Origin of the sequence: Arthrobacter sp. StoSoilB5, from assembly GCF_019977235.1 — a bacterium.
Taxonomy (GTDB): Bacteria; Actinomycetota; Actinomycetes; order Actinomycetales; family Micrococcaceae; genus Arthrobacter.
On record NZ_AP024646.1, the window covers coordinates 1,693,049 to 1,709,294 of the forward strand.

A 16,246-nucleotide genomic window follows, 5' to 3' on the forward strand; every position below is an offset into this window, starting at 1 on the left:
TTGTTGCGCTCTGCAATGGGCCTTTCAGTCGCGCTAGCGGCAGGGGCCCGCAGTAAGAAGTAGACGGTTCGTGCCTGGCTCGGTGCGGACCGAGACAGGAGAAATGTGGCCAAGGTCCGCGTACATGAGCTCGCCAAAGAGCTCGGTATTACTTCCAAAGATGCAGTAACAAAACTGCAGGAATTGGGCGAATTCGTTCGCTCCGCCTCTTCCACCATTGAGGCCCCCGTCGTGAAGAAGCTTCGCGACGCCTACCCGGGTGCAGGCGCTGCAAAGTCAGCTGCCCCCGCACCTGCAGCCGCCCCCAAGGCTCCGGCTGCTCCCGCAACATCCCGTCCGGCCGCTCCGGCGCCGGGCCCGGCAGCACCCAAGGCTCCTGCTCCGGCAGCGCCCGCAGCGGCGGCACCTGCCCCCGCTGCACCTGCTCCTGCGGCGCCTGCCCCGGCAGCGCCCGCGGCTCCCGCTGCGTCCACGCCGTTTTCGGCAAAGCCAGGTGCCCGTCCTGCTCCCAAGGCAGAGACTCCGGCTCCGTCCCGCCAGGGCGGCCAGGCTCCGCGTCCTGGTGGTCCCCGTCCGGGTAACAACCCCTTCGCCACGTCCCAGGGCATGCCCCGCGGCCGTGGGGGCGACAGCGAACGTCCGCCGCGTCCGGGTAACAACCCGTTTGCAACCTCACAGGGCATGCCCCGCGCCGGTGGCCGCAACGATGGCGAACGCCCCGGTGGTCCCCGTCCCGCAGCAGGTGCCGGTGGTCCCCGTCCCGCAGCAGGCAGCGGTGGTCCCCGTCCGGGCGCTCCGCGTCCCGGTGCACCCCGTCCCGGTGGTGCCCCGCGTCCCGCTGGTGGCCCCGGTGGGAACCGTCCTACTCCGGGCATGATGCCCAACCGCACTGAGCGTCCGGCTCCCGGTGGCGCTGGCCGTCCCGGTGGCGCAGGCCGTCCGGGTGGCGGACCGGGTCGTCCCGGTGGCGCACCAGGTGCAGGTACCGGTGGCGGCGCTCCCGCCGGCGGTGGCTTCGGCAAGGGTGGCCGCGGTCGCGGTGGTACCCAGGGTGCCTTCGGCAAGGGCGGCGCCGGTCGTGGCAAGCAGCGCAAGTCGAAGCGTGCAAAGCGCCAGGAACTGGAGCAGATGAGTGCTCCGTCGCTGGGCGGCGTATCAGTACCCCGCGGCGATGGCGAGACCATCATCCGTCTGCGCCGTGGTTCATCCATCACGGACTTTGCCGAGAAGATCGATGCGAACCCCGCGTCGCTCGTGACCGTTCTGTTCCACCTCGGTGAGATGGCAACGGCTACGCAGTCCCTCGACGAAGACACCTTTGGCCTGCTTGGCGCCGAACTTGGCTACAAGCTCCAGGTTGTTTCGCCGGAAGACGAAGAGCGCGAGCTGCTGGACCAGTTCGACATCAACATCCAGGACGAGCTCGACGCCGAGGGTGACGATGTCCTCGAGGCACGCCCGCCGGTTGTCACCGTCATGGGTCACGTTGACCACGGTAAGACCCGCCTGCTTGACGCCATCCGCAACTCCAACGTTGTGGCCGGCGAGCACGGTGGAATCACCCAGCACATCGGTGCTTACCAGATCAGCCACATCCACGAGGGCAAGGCCCGCGACATCACCTTCATTGACACCCCCGGTCACGAGGCCTTCACGGCCATGCGTGCACGTGGTGCCAAGGTCACCGACATCGCGATCCTGGTTGTTGCTGCCGACGACGGCGTTATGCCGCAGACGGTGGAAGCACTCAACCACGCCCAGGCAGCCAACGTGCCGATCGTCGTCGCAGTGAACAAGATCGACAAGGAAGGCGCCAACCCTGACAAGGTCAAGGGTCAGCTCACCGAGTACGGCCTGGTTCCCGAAGAATACGGTGGCGACACCATGTTCGTTGAGGTTTCCGCACGCCAGAACCTGAACATCGATGAACTGATCGACGCCGTCCTGCTGACGGCCGATGCCGCACTGGATCTGCGCGCCAACCCGGACAAGGACGCTCGAGGCATTGCCATCGAAGCGAACCTGGACAAGGGCCGCGGTTCCGTGGCTACCGTCCTGGTGCAGTCCGGTACCCTGGCCGTGGGTGACACGATCGTGGCCGGTACGGCTCACGGCCGCGTCCGCGCCATGTTCGACGAGAACGGCGAGGCACTGGATGTCGCTCTGCCGTCCCGCCCGGTTCAGGTCCTCGGCCTGTCCAACGTGCCGCGTGCTGGTGACACCTTCCTGGTGACGCCGGACGAGCGTACGGCCCGCCAGATCGCCGAGAAGCGTGAAGCTGCCGACCGCAACGCCGCACTGGCCAAGCGTCGCAAGCGCATCAGCCTGGAAGACTTTGACCAGGCCGTTGCCGAAGGCAAGATCGACACCCTCAACCTCATCCTCAAGGGTGACGTCTCCGGTGCCGTGGAAGCCCTTGAGGACGCCCTCCTCAAGATCGATGTCGGAGACGACGACGTTCAGCTCCGTGTCATCCACCGCGGTGTGGGTGCCATCACGCAGAACGACGTCAACCTGGCAACGGTGGACAACGCCATCATCATCGGCTTCAACGTCAAGCCTGCTGAGCGCGTCGCTGAACTGGCTGACCGCGAAGGCGTGGACATGCGCTTCTACTCCGTCATCTACGCAGCAATCGATGACATCGAGATGGCCCTCAAGGGCATGCTCAAGCCGGAGTACGAAGAGGTCCAGCTCGGTACTGCCGAGGTCCGCGAAGTCTTCCGTTCCTCCAAGTTCGGAAACATCGCCGGTTCGATCGTCCGCACGGGCATCATCCGTCGTAACACCAAGGCACGCGTTAGCCGCGATGGCAAGGTCATCGGTGACAACCTCACCGTTGAGACGCTCAAGCGCTTCAAGGATGACGCAACCGAAGTCCGTACTGACTTCGAGTGTGGTATCGGTCTTGGCTCGTTCAACGACATCTCCGAAGGCGACATCATCGAAACCTTCGAGATGCGCGAAAAGCCGCGCGTCTAGGTTCCGCTTGGAGCGGGTCCGTCGGGTAGCCCCGGCGGACCCGTTCCGTACCCGTTTCTACTTTCCAGGAGGAAGTCATGGCCGATCCGGCACGCGCTGCCAAGTTGGCGCAGCGGATAAAGGTCGTCGTTGCCGAGGCCCTCGGCCGCAGGGTCAAGGACCCGCGCGTCGAGTCCATTACGATCACCGACGCCCGCGTCACCAACGACCTTCAGCACGCCACCATCTACTACACCGTCTTCGGTGACGAGGTGGCCCACGCTGATGCCGCGAGGGCATTGGAGAAGGCCAAGGGTGTGCTGCGACAGGAAGTTGGCCGCAACATCACCGTCCGGCTCACTCCGACCCTCGAGTTCGTTGCGGACCAGATCCCTGTCAACGCATCAAACCTTGAGGAACTGCTTCGTGAGGCAAAGCGTCGGGACGCCGAGGTAGCCGCTTTGGCTGCCGGCGCCAAGCACGCAGGCGAGGCTGACCCTTACAAGGGCGAGTCATCCGAAGAAATCGACGAAGACGACTTCGACGAAGAAGACATCGACCTCGCGGACGATGACGAACTCGACGAAGACGCCAACCGCTAGAAGTTTTTCTTGCCGGAAAGGCCGGTTCCTCATGGGGAACCGGCCTTTCTGCCGTCCATGCTCGCTAAGATCGGAGCATGTCGGCGCACAGTGCTCAGCAGCTTGAGGAATTCCTGAACCATGCGATTCGGCTCGCCGTGCAGAACGTCTCCGACGGCGGTGGGCCGTTTGGCGCTGTTGTCGTCACCCCGGATGGACGCATCCATGAGGGTGTCAACCGGGTAACACGGGACAACGATCCCACCGCGCATGCGGAAGTGGTTGCCATTCGCCGCGCCGCAGCCGACATCGGCAATTTCGATCTCAGCGGTTCAGTGCTCTATGCCAGCTGCGAGCCATGTCCCTTGTGCCTCTCGGCCACGCTCTGGGCCAGGATCGGCCGGGTGTACTTCGCCGCTGACAGGCACGGAGCCGCCAGGGCCGGCTTCGATGATGCGGTGTTCTACGAGTACTTCGCCGGCACTCGGCCGGAGCTGCTTCCCGTAGAACACGCGCCGGTCGCTGCTTCCGAGACGCCTTTCGAGGCATGGCGCAACTATGCCGAACGCACCGACTACTGACGCCAGCTATCGCTGCGCGAGCTCCGGCGACAGTACGTGCGCCCGGGCAGGAAGCCGCTGCACGCCGTCGAGCAGGTCCTGTTGATCGCCGCACAGCGCAATCCGGATCCAGCCTTCGCCGATCGACCCAAAAGCGGTGCCGGGCGCGAAGGCGACACCGGAATCCGCCAGGAAAGCGTGGACCCATGCGCGGACGTCGCCGCCGCTCACATGGGACACGTCAGCCCACAGGTAGAAGGCTCCCTGGGCTCCCAGGAAGGGGATTCCCTTGCTCTGCAGAACAGCGGAGGCGGCATCACGGTTGGTCCTGTAGTGGTTGCGCGCGTCCGTCACGTACTCCTGAGGGCCGGTCAACGCCGCCAACGCCGCATACTGCGAGGGCGAGGCAACGCAGGAAACAATCGCTTCCATGACGTTGTTCATCTTCTTTTCCAAACCGGGTGGGCAGATCAAGGCGCCGATCCGGAGGCCCGTGAGCCCGTAGGTCTTTGACAGCGTCAGCGAAGTGAAGACGCGCGCCTCACCGGGGACGTTGCTGTCGAACCGGGCCGGGCTGACGTGAGGGACGTCAAAGGTGAAGGCTTCATAGCACTCGTCCGAGAGGATCCAGAGATCGTGCCGGACGGCGAGTTCCACAAGTTGGCGGGTGGCGTCCTCGCTGATGACGGCACCCAGGGGGTTGGAGGGCGAGTTCAACACGAGAACCCGGGTCTGCGGCGTGATGAGGGCTTCAATGTCCGCAATGTCCGGCTGGAAGTCGTTATGTGGGTACAGGGGATACCGAACGGGCACTGCGTGGAGGAGCCGACTGGTCATTGCGAACGTGGGATAGCCGGGGTTCGGGATCAGTATTTCGTCGCCGGGGGAGAGGAGCAGGCTCATGGCGAAGTGCAGGCCCTGCTGCGCTCCGTCCACCACGTAGACCCGTTCGGCACCTATTTCCACGTGATGATAGTCACGGAACCTCTCGGCGAAGGCCTCGCGGAGCGCGGGGATGCCTGCGTTTGGTGTGTAGTTGGTTTCGTCCCGCTCAAGGCAGGCTATTCCGGCGTCGAGGACGTGCCGTGGCAGGGCAAAGCCCGGCTCGCCTATGCTCAGCACAATCGCTTCAGGGGTGGCCCAGGCGGCCTCGGTAATTTCACGGATCTGGTTTACGGGGACGTCGCGGACGTGCGCGGCAAGCTCAGGCATGGGAGCCATCCTAGCCACCCATATACTGGTAAGCGTGCTTTCTGGACTGGTAATCGTTGACAAACCGCAGGGATGGACCAGCCATGATGTGGTTGGCCGGATGCGGCGGCTGGCAGGCACCCGGAAAGTGGGGCACGCGGGCACGCTCGATCCCATGGCTACCGGCGTCCTGGTTCTTGGTATCAACAAGGCCACACGGCTGCTGACCTACATTGTCGGAACGTCCAAGACGTATACAGCTACCATCAGGCTCGGCGAAACCACCATCACTGACGACGCCGAGGGCGAAGTCACCCAGGCGCGGAGTGCTGCGGAGGTCAGCGATGACGCCATTGCAACCGGCGTCGCTGCCCTCACCGGTCCCATCCAGCAGGTGCCGAGCAGCGTCAGCGCCATCAAGGTTAACGGTGAACGCTCCTATGCCCGTGTCCGCTCCGGCGAAGAGGTCAAGCTGGCAGCACGGCCCGTCACGATCCACCGTTTCGACATCCACGCCATCAACAGGATCGACGGCGGAAGGGTGGTCGACGTCGATGTCACAGTGGAATGTTCCTCCGGTACGTACATCCGGGCCCTGGCCCGCGACCTCGGTATCGCCTTGGGCGTCGGCGGCCATCTCACCGCATTACGGCGAACCCAGGTGGGTCCGTACACGATCGACCAAGCGCGGACTTTGGAACAACTTGCTGAAGAACTCGAAGTCCTGGACATGTCCCTGGCTGCGCGTTCCCTCATGCCCAACAGGGAGTTGAGCAGCGAGGAAACCACCGAGATCTCATTTGGCCGACGCATCGCCGCGGGGCCTGGCGCCGGAACGCCGGCTGCCGCCACGGCAGAGAATCCTGCCGCAGCGTTCGCGCCGTCGGGAGAGCTGGTGGCCCTGCTCGCCGATACCGGGAGCTTCGCAAAGCCTGTGTTGGTTTTTGCCCCCGGCACCGGAACCGGGACAGTCGGCGGGGAAAAGTAGGCATGGACGGCTATTTCTACTCCATTCTCATTGTTGGCCTGGTCTCCACGATCATGTGTGTCGTGGCAGGTTTGATGAAGAAGGCCCCGAACGACGTCACCATCTTCTCCGTGCTGGCTGTGGAGCTGGCGCTGCTGGTCTACCTGGTGGGTTCGATTGTTCGCGTGGCCCTGGGCGAACAGATGGCCGGTGAAGCCTGGGAGTTCTGGGGGTATCTGGTCACGGCGCTGATGATTCCGTTGGGAGCCGTGTACTGGGCCATCCTGGAACGGACCCGCTGGAGCAACTTCGTCCTCGCAGCGGTGGGTGTGACCGCGCTCGTTATGGCCGCCCGCATGAACCAAATCTGGTACTGACCGTGAAGGAAAAACGAAACATGAGTGGAACCGAGACTGAAGCCAACGCCAGCCGGGCCCCGCAAAAGGACACCCGCAACACCGGCCCGGGGCGTTTGCTGATCGCTGTCTATGCCGTCTTCGCGCTCTCGGCGACCGCCCGCGCGGGTTACCAGATTGCCACCAAGTTTGCTGAGGCTCCGTTGGCGCATGTCCTGTCGGCGTTCGCCGCCGTGGTCTACGTCGTAGCGACCATCTCACTGGCAAAGCCGGGCCGCACGTGGTTCAAGGTGTCGTTGGCCGCGGTACTTGTCGAACTCCTCGGCGTGCTGGTGGTTGGGGCCATAAGCCTGTTCGATCCGGTGGCCTTCCCGCATGACACTGTGTGGTCGCTGTTTGGACGTGGTTATGGTTTCGTCCCGCTCGTGCTGCCCGTCCTCGGACTGCTGTGGCTGAACAAGCGCCGGCCGTCCAAAGCGAATAGCCACAGCGGGTAACCTTAGAATGTTCCGGCGCCGGGAGGTTGCCGGGCGGAACGAATATCTGCAGTAAAAGGCGAGGTTGATGGTCCACATCTGGAACGATCCCACCGAAGTCCCCAAGGACTTCGGACCAACAGTCGTTACCATCGGGAACTTTGACGGCGTCCATCGCGGCCACCAGCATGTTCTCGCACAACTGACGAACACCGCCAGGCGTCACCACATCCCGTCAGTGGCCGTGACCTTTGATCCCCACCCCGCCCAGGTCCACCGCCCCGACTCCGCCCCTGAGCTGATCATGGGCCTCCAGGACAAACTGGACGCCCTGGGCGAAACAGGGGTGGACGCTGTCCTGGTCATGAAGTACACGCTGGATCTCGCGTCCATGACGCCCATCGAGTTTGTCCGGCAGGTCCTCCTCGAGTCCCTCCACGCCGCGCATGTCGTGGTCGGCCACGATCTCCGCTTCGGCGCTGGAAACGTGGGGGATGTCGTCACCATGCAGGAGCTCGGCGAGCAGCTCGGCTTTGGCGTCCAGGTGGTCAATGAGTTTGGCGCAGGAGGCTTCCCGGTCCACGACGACGGCGACACCGACCGCCGCTGCTCCTCAACCTGGGTGCGGGAAGCCTTGTCGGAAGGCGACGTCGTGACTGCTGCCGCTGTCCTCGGACGCCCCCACCGTATGCGCGGTGAAGTGGTCCACGGGGCTGCCCGCGGCAGGGACCTGGGATTCCCCACGGCAAACCTGTCGCACGACTCCACGGGTTACGTTCCTGCGGATGGCATTTACGCAGGCTGGTTGGTAGACCAGTCCGGAACGCGATGGCCGGCTGCGATTTCCGTCGGCTCCAACCCCACCTTTGATGGTGTCAGCCGTCAGGTGGAGGCCCACGTAATTGACCGTCCTGAGGAGAACGTGGAGGACTTCGACCTCTACGGCCAGACTGTCGCGGTCGAGTTTACCCAGCGCCTGCGCGGCATGGTGGCCTATCGGGGGCCCGAGGCCCTGGTGGAGCAGATGTGCCTCGATGTAGCCCAGGCACACGAACTGCTGGCCAAGCCCTAGCCCCAGCAGGACTACTCGCCCGGCACGACGTGTTTCGACAACAATGCTGACCTGCCGGTAAACTATTAGTGGATCCGGCTGCAGTCCGTGGCGGCTGGACCTGTTTTTGTGTGCGGAGACGCACCGGAAGCAACCCGTCAGCGAGGCGCTGCACCGGGAGGCACGGCACAACTCTAGGAGTTCACGTGGCACTTGACGCCGCTGTAAAGCAGTCCATCATCCAGGAATACGCAACCTCTGAAGGCGACACCGGTTCGCCCGAGGTCCAGGTTGCAGTCCTGACCCAGCGGATCAAGGATCTGACTGAGCACATGAAGGAGCACAAGCACGACTTCCACACCCAGCGCGGTCTGCTGGCCATGGTTGGTCGTCGCAAGCGCATGCTTTCCTACCTGAAGAACACTGACATCGCCCGCTACCGTTCGCTCATCGAGCGCCTCGGCCTGCGCCGCTAGTCTGCCTTTGGGGGCGGCCCGATCCCTCGCGGAACGGGCCGCCTTCTTCAAAAACAACTAAAAAAACAGGAAATCAACCGCATCGCGCATTCGCGGTCCTCGGTAGTGATTCCCGGGAGGGTCATCGGTGACGATGAAGCCCGTGGATCTCGATCGATGACCGGGTGTCGTACAGGCCAGGAATAAAGAAGAGGCCTGGGTTGATGCGGCGGACTTCCGCTAAATCAGAAACGGAGGTGACTCTCATGGAGGGTCCCGAAATCCAGTTCTCCGAAGCGATTATTGACAACGGCCGTTTTGGCAAGCGTGTCATCCGCTTTGAAACCGGCCGTCTTGCCAAGCAGGCTGCCGGCGCTTCGATGGTCTACATCGACGAAGACACCGCACTCCTCTCGGCAACCACCGCAGGCAAGCAGCCGCGCGAAGGCTTCGACTTCTTCCCCTTGACGGTTGACGTCGAGGAGCGCATGTACGCTGCCGGCCGTATCCCGGGTTCGTTCTTCCGCCGTGAAGGCCGCCCGTCCACGGAAGCGATCCTGGCTTGCCGCCTCATGGACCGCCCGCTTCGCCCGGCCTTCGTCAAGGGCCTGCGCAACGAGGTCCAGATCGTCGTGACCGTCCTGGCGATCAACCCGGACGAGCTCTACGACGTCGTAGCCATCAACGCGTCTTCCATGTCCACCCAGCTCTCCGGCCTCCCGTTCTCCGGCCCGATCGGTGGCGTCCGCGTTGCCCTCATCGCCGACGAACAGGGTTCACAGTGGGTTGCCTTCCCCAAGCACTCGCAGCTTGAGAACGCCGTGTTCAACATGGTTGTTGCCGGCCGCATTGCAGGTGACGACGTCGCCATCATGATGGTTGAAGCCGAAGCAACCGACAACTCCTGGAACCTCATCAAGGAACAGGGCGCAACTGCTCCCACCGAAGAAGTTGTTTCGGAGGGCCTCGAAGCCGCAAAGCCGTTCATCAAGGCGCTCTGCGAAGCCCAGGCCGATCTTGCTGCCCGTGCGGCGAAGCCGACCGTCGAGTTCCCGGTCTTCCTGGACTACCAGGATGACGTCTACGCAGCTGTGGAAGCCGCTGCCGCCGACAAGCTGGCTGCGGTCTTCCAGATCGCCGACAAGCAGGAGCGCGACAACGCATCCGACGAGCTCAAGGACGAAGTCCTCGGTGCACTCGCCGGTAACTTCGAAGGCCGTGAAAAGGAGCTGTCCGCAGCTTTCCGCTCGGTCACCAAGCACGTTGTCCGCCAGCGCATCCTCAAGGACCAGGTCCGCATCGACGGCCGTGGACTCACGGACATCCGCCAGCTGACCGCCGAGGTAGAGGTTCTGCCCCGCGTTCACGGTTCTGCCATCTTCGAACGTGGCGAGACCCAGATCATGGGCGTCACCACGCTGAACATGCTCAAGATGGAGCAGCAGATCGACTCGCTGTCGCCGGTAACGCGCAAGCGCTACATGCACAACTACAACTTCCCGCCGTACTCCACCGGTGAGACTGGCCGCGTCGGTTCCCCGAAGCGCCGCGAAATCGGTCACGGCGCCCTCGCAGAGCGCGCGCTCGTGCCGGTTCTGCCTTCCCGTGAAGAATTCCCGTACGCCATCCGTCAGGTATCCGAAGCCCTCGGTTCCAACGGTTCGACGTCCATGGGCTCGGTGTGTGCCTCGACGCTCTCCATGCTCAACGCCGGTGTCCCGCTGAAGGCAGCTGTTGCCGGTATCGCCATGGGCCTGGTTTCCGACCAGGTTGACGGTCAGACCCGCTACGCAGCCCTGACCGACATCCTTGGCGCCGAAGACGCCTTCGGCGACATGGACTTCAAGGTTGCCGGTACGTCCGAGTTCGTCACGGCCATCCAGCTGGACACCAAGCTCGACGGCATCCCCGCTTCGGTGCTCGCAGCAGCCCTGAAGCAGGCCCGCGAAGCCCGCCTCCACATCCTCGAGGTCATCAACGCAGCGATCGACACCCCGGATGAGCTCTCCGAGTTCGCCCCCCGCGTCATCGCCGTGAAGATCCCCGTAGACAAGATCGGCGAGGTCATCGGCCCCAAGGGCAAGATGATCAACCAGATCCAGGAAGACACGGGCGCGGACATCTCCATCGAAGATGACGGCACGGTCTACATTGGCGCCACCAACGGTCCGTCTGCTGATGCAGCACGTTCCGCCATCAACGCCATCGCCAACCCGCAGGTACCGGAAATCGGTGAGCGCTACTTGGGCACGGTCGTCAAGACCACCACCTTCGGCGCTTTCGTTTCCCTTACCCCGGGCAAGGATGGCCTGCTGCACATCTCCGAGCTCCGCAAGCTGGCCAACGGCAAGCGCGTGGATAACGTTGATGACGTCGTCTCGGTCGGCCAGAAGGTCCAGGTCGAGATCACCAAGATCGACGACCGCGGAAAGCTTTCCCTCTCCCCGGTTGTTGCCGAGGAAGAAGGCGCAGCCTCCGAGGACGCTCCGTCAGAAGCCGAAGTTTCCGCAGAGTAGTCTGTAAGCAGTACCCGGAGGGGCCGGTGGGCTGAAAGGTCCACAGGCCCCTCCGGCTTTTAACAACGCATACTGTGATGGGGCCCTTCGGAAGGGGGCCTCTGGCGGATCCTCCCGCTGATAGGATTGCAGGGCAGATTTGACTGACCAGCAGCGCCCCTGAACCCGAAAGGTCTTAATGACTGTCGTACCCTTGCCGTTGGAGCAGACACTTCCCGGCGGCGAACTGATCCATGGTGCCGAGGGCGGTTCCGTCGTACGGCGTTCGGTCCTACCCGGCGGCGTGCGTGTCCTCACCGAGGCAATGCCCGGGCAGCGTTCGGCCACCATCGGATTCTGGGTGGCAGTCGGCTCCCGTGATGAGGCGGACGGCCAGCATGGTTCCACGCACTTCCTGGAACACCTCCTGTTCAAGGGCACTGAACGTCGCACCGCCTTGGAAATCGCTTCAGCCTTTGATGAGGTGGGTGGTGAGTCCAACGCTGCCACTGCAAAGGAAAGTACGTGCTACTTCGCCCGGGTGCTGGACACGGATCTGCCCATGGCCATCGACGTCATCGCGGACATGATCACCGGTGCTGTCCTGGATCCGGCGGAGCTGGAACAGGAGCGGGACGTCATCCTTGAAGAAATCGCCATGGACAGCGATGACCCCACAGACGTGGCGCACGAGAAATTCGTGGCAGCCGTCCTCGGCAGCCACCCGCTCGCGCGTCCCATTGGTGGAACGCCGGACGCCATCAAAGCGGTTGCCAGGGATTCCGTCTGGGAGCACTACCAGCGCTACTACCGTCCGGAGGAACTGGTCATCACCGCGGCCGGCGGTTTGGATCACGACGTCGTCTGCGATCTCGTCCAAAAGGCTTTGGAAGCAGCAGGCTGGCACCTGGCTCCGGAAGCAGCCCCGGTAGATCGCCGGCCTACCAACCGCGCCGTGATCACGGGCACGTCTGGTCTCCACGTGGTCAAGCGTCCCGTGGAGCAGGCCAATATCATCATGGGTTGCCCCACCATCGTGGCCACGGACGACCGCCGGTTCGTCATGAGCGTGCTCAATGCAGTGCTCGGAGGCGGAATGTCTTCCAGGCTTTTCCAGGAGATCCGCGAGAAGCGCGGCCTCGTCTACTCCACCTATTCGTTCACGGCTGCTTATGCAGATGCCGGCTATTTCGGCATGTATGCGGGATGCACTCCGTCAAAGGTCCGCCAAGTGCTGGCTCTTCTTGGTCTCGAGTTGGACAAGCTTGCCAAGGATGGGATCACCGAGGAGGAACTCCGGAAGGCCGTGGGGCAACTCAGCGGCGGCATCGTCCTCGCCCTCGAGGACACCGGCTCGCGTATGTCCCGGTTGGGCCGGGCAGAACTCGTATCCGGGGAGTTCCAGGATATTGACGAGACATTGGCCCGGATCAAGGCTGTCACTGTTGACGAAGTCCAGGAACTCGCCATGGAACTTGCCGCAGCTCCCCGCACCATCACCGTCGTCGGGCCTTTCGAAGAAAGTGAGACCTTCGGCTTATAGGACGCAGCGTCTTCATCCCGTCCATATTCTCTGGACTCCCGCACTGTAAACAGGGCAGCATGATCACACGATGATGCTGCCCTGCTCACATTGGAGTCGTGATGGACCTGCCCCCAAGCGGACATGCCGCAGAACTGCTGAAAGCCTTCATCGGACACTGGCGGGGCATCACGGAAATAGCACAGTCACCATGGGGTGCAGCCCGGACTGCCGAGGCCGAAGCAGTTTTCACGCAGGCCGCAGGTGGATACGCCGTGGTGCAGAGCTACCGGCACCGTGAGCCCGACGGAACGCACTTTGAAGGGCATGGAATGTTCACCGTGGATCCCGCCCATGGGGACACGCTCTGGTATTACGTTGACAGCATGGGCCGCCCGCCAACTGCCCCGGTGCGCGGCACATGGCACTCCGGGACTCTGACGGTGGAACGGCGAACACCCGACGGCGTAGCCCGGCACACGTTCCGTGTCGAGGACGGGGTCCTGGTGCACACGGCGGAACTGCGGCTCGAGGGCACGACCGAATTCAGCCCCCTCCTAAAGAGCGTGTTCCGGAAGACCTGACGGCGGCATGAGGGAAACTGCGCAGAGTTCCGGTCAGGCAGGGGCTCCGTCAATACGTTCCGGTATACACCGTTTCGGCAATCCGCGTCTTTGGCGCGCCTTGGAGGGCCGGGGCGTTGACCGGGGAACTCCAGACAGATGCCTGTAGCCGCTCTACCATGTCCGCAGCCTCCTCCGCACGCTCGAAATCCATTTCAACCAGCACGTAACGGGGATCCTCCAAGGGCCTCCCCACCCGGAACTGCTGTACACCTGAGGCGGCGCGGTCCAAGGGATCACGGTCGAAGGCGGCTTTCCATTGGGTGAAGTCCTTGATTCCGTGTTCGATGTACAGGGTGTACATGGCATTCCCTCCTTGTAGTTCACGTTGGTGCTGCCAGCTTAGGAGCGGGGGACAGGCGAGGATATCCCAGATTCATGGGGGTCCGGAACTGCCGGCGGCGGCGCATACTTGCTCCATGGCCAGCTCGTGGGCAACCTACCGAACACGGGAACGGATTGAGGACCTGTTTCTCGCAGCGGGGGATGACCATGCCCTTCGCGAGGCGGCTTTGGCGGAGATCCGGCACGTGGTGGGTTTCAGCGCTTTCGTTTGGCCGTTGACGGATCCCGAGTCGGCAACCGGTGTTGCGCCCATGGCGGCAGTGCCGTGCCCCAACGAGGTGCCACTGGTCATCAAGGCCAGATATGCCAGCCGAATAAACCGCTGGACAGTCCTGTCCGAAGCCGCGCGGCCGGCCGCCTCACTCTTTGCTGCCACTGCTGGAGATCCTGCCCGACACCCGCTCTGGGACACCATCCTGCGCGGATACGGAGTGGGAGACATCGCGTCACTGGCATTCGCGGACCAGCACGGCATCTGGTCATGGCTCGATCTCTGGCGGGAAGCCACAGATCCTGCATTCAGCGTGGAGGAACTCGAATTCCTTGTTTCGCTCGCGCCGGCGATGACCCTTGGACTGCGCCGCAGCCGGGCGCAGCAATTCGCCGCAGCTCCTGTTGGGCCGAAAGGGGCCATGCCCGCCCAAGCTGTCCTGGTGATGGACGAAGACATGCGGGTCCTCGGACAGACAAGCAGCGCAAGCGACTGGTTGTCCCTTCTACAGCGGGCACCCCGTCCACATGCCGGGATCCCGGCAGAGGTATACAACGTCGTGGCGCAGCTGTTGGCCAAGGAAGCACAGATAGACAATCGAGCGTCCGCAGCCCGAATTCACGTCGGTGGCGGTCAGTGGGCCTCGTTGCGGGCCGCGCGGATGGACAGCCCCACTGAATCGCCAAATACTCCGGCCATCGCTGTCACTATCCAGGAGTGCCTGCCCGCAGCCCGCCTTGGTGTGTTCGTTCGGGCTTACGGATTGACGGCGCGCGAAAGGCAGGCGTTGGCCCTGCTGGCGGCAGGCCTGGAGAACGAGTCCCTCGCCAACCGGATGGGAATTTCGCCACTAACGGCACAGGACCATTTCAAGGGCATCTTCGCGAAAACCGGAATGCACAGCCGTGCCGGCGTCCTGGCGTTGGCATTCGGAAGCGCCGCGGCCGGTGAATCCGGGTTTGTTGACTCTGCCGTTTAGCCGCCTGCGAATGGAGGGAGGACGTCGATGACGTCCTCCGCACCCAGTGGGACAGAGGGATCGCGAACCGCTACCTCGTTCCTGAGGAAGCTGCTGCGGGCAACAATGCGGGCGAGCGTTGGCGTTCCCTCCGGGGGCATTGGACGTTCGACGGCGAGGGCAGCTTCCAGCAGGGCCTCCAGGCTGGTTCCTTCCGGAAGCGGGTGGATCTCCTCTTCGACTCCTGCGGCCGCGCGTGCGGCAGCGAAGTAACGTACAAGCAAGGGTTCAGCCTCCGATTGCGCTCATGCTGCGGTCCGGCTGCACGAAGTCCGGTGCGCCGAGGCCGGTGTGGTCCATTCCGTGGGCCTTGGGTTTGACCCACATGGCGTCCTGCCAGCGTTGGGCAAGCTCGTTATCCGTAGCGCCGTCCCGAAGGAGCCCGAGGAGATCGAATTCCTCCCGGGAGAACAGGCAGCTCATGATCTTGCCCTCGGCTGTGATGCGGGTGCGCCGGCAGTCTGAACAGAACGGTTCGGTGACCGAGGCGATGATCCCTACAGTACCGAGGACCGGCCCTGTGGCTTGGCTGGTTGCCAGGTCCCGGCGTCGTACTTCAAAGCGTTCGGCTGGGGCGCCGTCGCGTTCGCGCGGATCCCGGCTGAGGACGAAATCCTTGGACAGGAGTTCGCGGATTTCGGCCGCAGTGATCATATTGCGCCGGGTCCAACCGTGGTCGGCGTCGAGTGGCATCTGTTCGATGAAACGGAGTTCGTAGCCGCGGCCCAAGGCCCAAGCGAGAAGGTCCGGAGACTCGGCATCGTTGATGCCCCTCATCAGCACGGCATTCAACTTGACCGGACCAAGGCCCGCAGCCCAGGCAGCGTCAACACCGGCAAGGACGCGGTCCAGGAAAGGCCGGCGCGTGAGCTTGGCGAAGGTTTCTTCGTGAAGCGAATCAAGGGAGACATTGATCCGGGTAAGACCCGCGGCCTTGAGGGCAGCAGCTTTCTTGTCCAAGCCAACGCCGTTGGTGGTCATCGAAATGGGAAGTTCGGGGTGCTCGTTGCGGATGCCTGCTATGACGTCCACCAGGTCCGCCCGGACCAAAGGCTCACCGCCGGTGAGGCGCAGTTCCCGCACACCCAAGGCGTTAACGCCTACGCGCACAATCCGGATGATCTCGTCTTTGGTCATCACTGCCTGCTTGGAGAGCCATTCCAGCCCTTCCGCAGGCATGCAATAAGTACAGCGCAGATTGCACTTATCCGTCAGGGATAGGCGCATATCAGTCGCCCGGCGTCCGTAGCGGTCCCACAGGCCCGTGGGCGTGCCAGCCGGACGCGGCGGCGGAACCGGGCCGCTGCCCGCAGCGCTGCCCGAAAGAGGCACAGGCATGCCTAGCTGAACACTCATAAATTCAGGCTACGCCACACTGGCTTGAACAGTGATACCGGCTACATTCCGTTTCACCCATCGGACGCCTGGTTGAGG

At 63.3% G+C, this 16,246-nt stretch carries 16 protein-coding genes; 12 read left to right on the forward strand and 4 right to left on the reverse strand.

The window, feature by feature from the left end; genetic code table 11:
* The first annotated feature begins 105 nt into the window (after positions 1-105).
* The 3 genes from infB to LDN75_RS07705 all read left to right on the forward strand — a co-directional run bounded on the left by infB (position 106) and on the right by LDN75_RS07705 (position 4,123).
* A complete protein-coding gene (infB, locus tag LDN75_RS07695; RefSeq protein ID WP_223936547.1) occupies positions 106-2,982 on the forward strand; it encodes a translation initiation factor IF-2 in 2,877 nt (958 codons plus the stop codon).
* A gap of 77 nt (positions 2,983-3,059) precedes the next feature.
* Positions 3,060-3,563, forward strand: coding sequence for a 30S ribosome-binding factor RbfA (rbfA, locus tag LDN75_RS07700; RefSeq protein WP_223936548.1), 504 nt, complete (start codon positions 3,060-3,062; stop codon positions 3,561-3,563).
* Between the two features lie 77 nt (positions 3,564-3,640).
* Complete coding sequence (locus LDN75_RS07705) at positions 3,641-4,123, forward strand: nucleoside deaminase (RefSeq protein WP_223936549.1); 483 nt, start codon at positions 3,641-3,643, stop codon at positions 4,121-4,123.
* 6 nt (positions 4,124-4,129) lie between these two features.
* On the opposite strand, the gene LDN75_RS07710 is transcribed toward LDN75_RS07705, so the two are convergent.
* Positions 4,130-5,314 (reverse strand): pyridoxal phosphate-dependent aminotransferase, encoded by a 1,185-nt coding sequence (locus LDN75_RS07710; RefSeq protein ID WP_223936550.1) that lies wholly within the window; start codon positions 5,312-5,314, stop codon positions 4,130-4,132.
* Positions 5,315-5,348: 34 nt separating this feature from the next.
* On the opposite strand from LDN75_RS07710, the gene truB reads away from it, so the two are divergent.
* The 8 genes from truB to LDN75_RS07750 all read left to right on the forward strand — a co-directional run bounded on the left by truB (position 5,349) and on the right by LDN75_RS07750 (position 13,199).
* Positions 5,349-6,281 carry a tRNA pseudouridine(55) synthase TruB gene (gene truB / locus LDN75_RS07715; RefSeq protein WP_223937521.1) on the forward strand — a complete coding sequence of 311 codons (933 nt, stop codon included), beginning with the start codon at positions 5,349-5,351 and terminating at the stop codon, positions 6,279-6,281.
* Positions 6,282-6,283: 2 nt separating this feature from the next.
* A complete protein-coding gene (locus LDN75_RS07720) occupies positions 6,284-6,637 on the forward strand; it encodes a hypothetical protein (RefSeq protein ID WP_223936551.1) in 354 nt (117 codons plus the stop codon).
* 20 nt (positions 6,638-6,657) lie between these two features.
* Entirely contained in the window at positions 6,658-7,113 is a 456-nt protein-coding gene (locus tag LDN75_RS07725) for a hypothetical protein (protein ID WP_223936552.1), read from the forward strand.
* A 67-nt stretch (positions 7,114-7,180) separates the two neighbouring features.
* Complete coding sequence (locus tag LDN75_RS07730) at positions 7,181-8,164, forward strand: bifunctional riboflavin kinase/FAD synthetase (RefSeq protein ID WP_223936553.1); 984 nt, start codon at positions 7,181-7,183, stop codon at positions 8,162-8,164.
* Positions 8,165-8,349: 185 nt separating this feature from the next.
* The gene (rpsO, locus tag LDN75_RS07735) at positions 8,350-8,619 is read left to right on the forward strand and encodes a 30S ribosomal protein S15 (protein ID WP_223936554.1); all 270 of its coding nucleotides are present in this window, start codon (positions 8,350-8,352) and stop codon (positions 8,617-8,619) included.
* A 245-nt stretch (positions 8,620-8,864) separates the two neighbouring features.
* Positions 8,865-11,114 (forward strand): polyribonucleotide nucleotidyltransferase, encoded by a 2,250-nt coding sequence (locus LDN75_RS07740; protein WP_223937522.1) that lies wholly within the window; start codon positions 8,865-8,867, stop codon positions 11,112-11,114.
* Positions 11,115-11,292: 178 nt separating this feature from the next.
* Positions 11,293-12,636 (forward strand): pitrilysin family protein, encoded by a 1,344-nt coding sequence (locus tag LDN75_RS07745; protein WP_223936555.1) that lies wholly within the window; start codon positions 11,293-11,295, stop codon positions 12,634-12,636.
* 101 nt (positions 12,637-12,737) lie between these two features.
* Positions 12,738-13,199 (forward strand): DUF1579 family protein, encoded by a 462-nt coding sequence (locus LDN75_RS07750; protein WP_223936556.1) that lies wholly within the window; start codon positions 12,738-12,740, stop codon positions 13,197-13,199.
* A 49-nt stretch (positions 13,200-13,248) separates the two neighbouring features.
* Here the strand turns inward: LDN75_RS07750 and LDN75_RS07755 are convergent, their stop codons facing one another.
* Entirely contained in the window at positions 13,249-13,542 is a 294-nt protein-coding gene (locus LDN75_RS07755; protein ID WP_223936557.1) for a hypothetical protein, read from the reverse strand.
* Between the two features lie 115 nt (positions 13,543-13,657).
* On the opposite strand from LDN75_RS07755, the gene LDN75_RS07760 reads away from it, so the two are divergent.
* Entirely contained in the window at positions 13,658-14,773 is a 1,116-nt protein-coding gene (locus LDN75_RS07760; protein WP_223936558.1) for a LuxR C-terminal-related transcriptional regulator, read from the forward strand.
* Here LDN75_RS07760 and LDN75_RS07765 read toward each other — a convergent pair.
* Positions 14,770-15,036 carry a MoaD/ThiS family protein gene (locus tag LDN75_RS07765; RefSeq protein ID WP_223936559.1) on the reverse strand — a complete coding sequence of 89 codons (267 nt, stop codon included), beginning with the start codon at positions 15,034-15,036 and terminating at the stop codon, positions 14,770-14,772. The genes LDN75_RS07760 and LDN75_RS07765 overlap by 4 nt on opposite strands.
* Before the next feature lie 4 nt (positions 15,037-15,040).
* Positions 15,041-16,168, reverse strand: coding sequence for a GTP 3',8-cyclase MoaA (gene moaA / locus LDN75_RS07770; RefSeq protein ID WP_223936560.1), 1,128 nt, complete (start codon positions 16,166-16,168; stop codon positions 15,041-15,043).
* Positions 16,169-16,246: the final 78 nt, after the last annotated feature.

What these genes read in the sequence shown, in the direction of transcription:
- LDN75_RS07745 (WP_223936555.1), top strand. Translation starts at nt 11,293, where the DNA reads ATGACTGTCGTACCCTTGCCGTTGGAGCAGACACTTCCCGGCGGCGAA.
- rbfA (WP_223936548.1), top strand. Translation starts at nt 3,060, where the DNA reads ATGGCCGATCCGGCACGCGCTGCCAAGTTGGCGCAGCGGATAAAGGTC.
- LDN75_RS07720 (WP_223936551.1), top strand. Translation starts at nt 6,284, where the DNA reads ATGGACGGCTATTTCTACTCCATTCTCATTGTTGGCCTGGTCTCCACG.
- LDN75_RS07755 (WP_223936557.1), bottom strand. Translation starts at nt 13,542, where the DNA reads ATGTACACCCTGTACATCGAACACGGAATCAAGGACTTCACCCAATGG.
- LDN75_RS07705 (WP_223936549.1), top strand. Translation starts at nt 3,641, where the DNA reads ATGTCGGCGCACAGTGCTCAGCAGCTTGAGGAATTCCTGAACCATGCG.
- LDN75_RS07750 (WP_223936556.1), top strand. Translation starts at nt 12,738, where the DNA reads ATGGACCTGCCCCCAAGCGGACATGCCGCAGAACTGCTGAAAGCCTTC.
- LDN75_RS07760 (WP_223936558.1), top strand. Translation starts at nt 13,658, where the DNA reads ATGGCCAGCTCGTGGGCAACCTACCGAACACGGGAACGGATTGAGGAC.
- LDN75_RS07725 (WP_223936552.1), top strand. Translation starts at nt 6,658, where the DNA reads ATGAGTGGAACCGAGACTGAAGCCAACGCCAGCCGGGCCCCGCAAAAG.
- moaA (WP_223936560.1), bottom strand. Translation starts at nt 16,168, where the DNA reads ATGAGTGTTCAGCTAGGCATGCCTGTGCCTCTTTCGGGCAGCGCTGCG.
- LDN75_RS07730 (WP_223936553.1), top strand. Translation starts at nt 7,181, where the DNA reads ATGGTCCACATCTGGAACGATCCCACCGAAGTCCCCAAGGACTTCGGA.
- LDN75_RS07710 (WP_223936550.1), bottom strand. Translation starts at nt 5,314, where the DNA reads ATGCCTGAGCTTGCCGCGCACGTCCGCGACGTCCCCGTAAACCAGATC.
- LDN75_RS07740 (WP_223937522.1), top strand. Translation starts at nt 8,865, where the DNA reads ATGGAGGGTCCCGAAATCCAGTTCTCCGAAGCGATTATTGACAACGGC.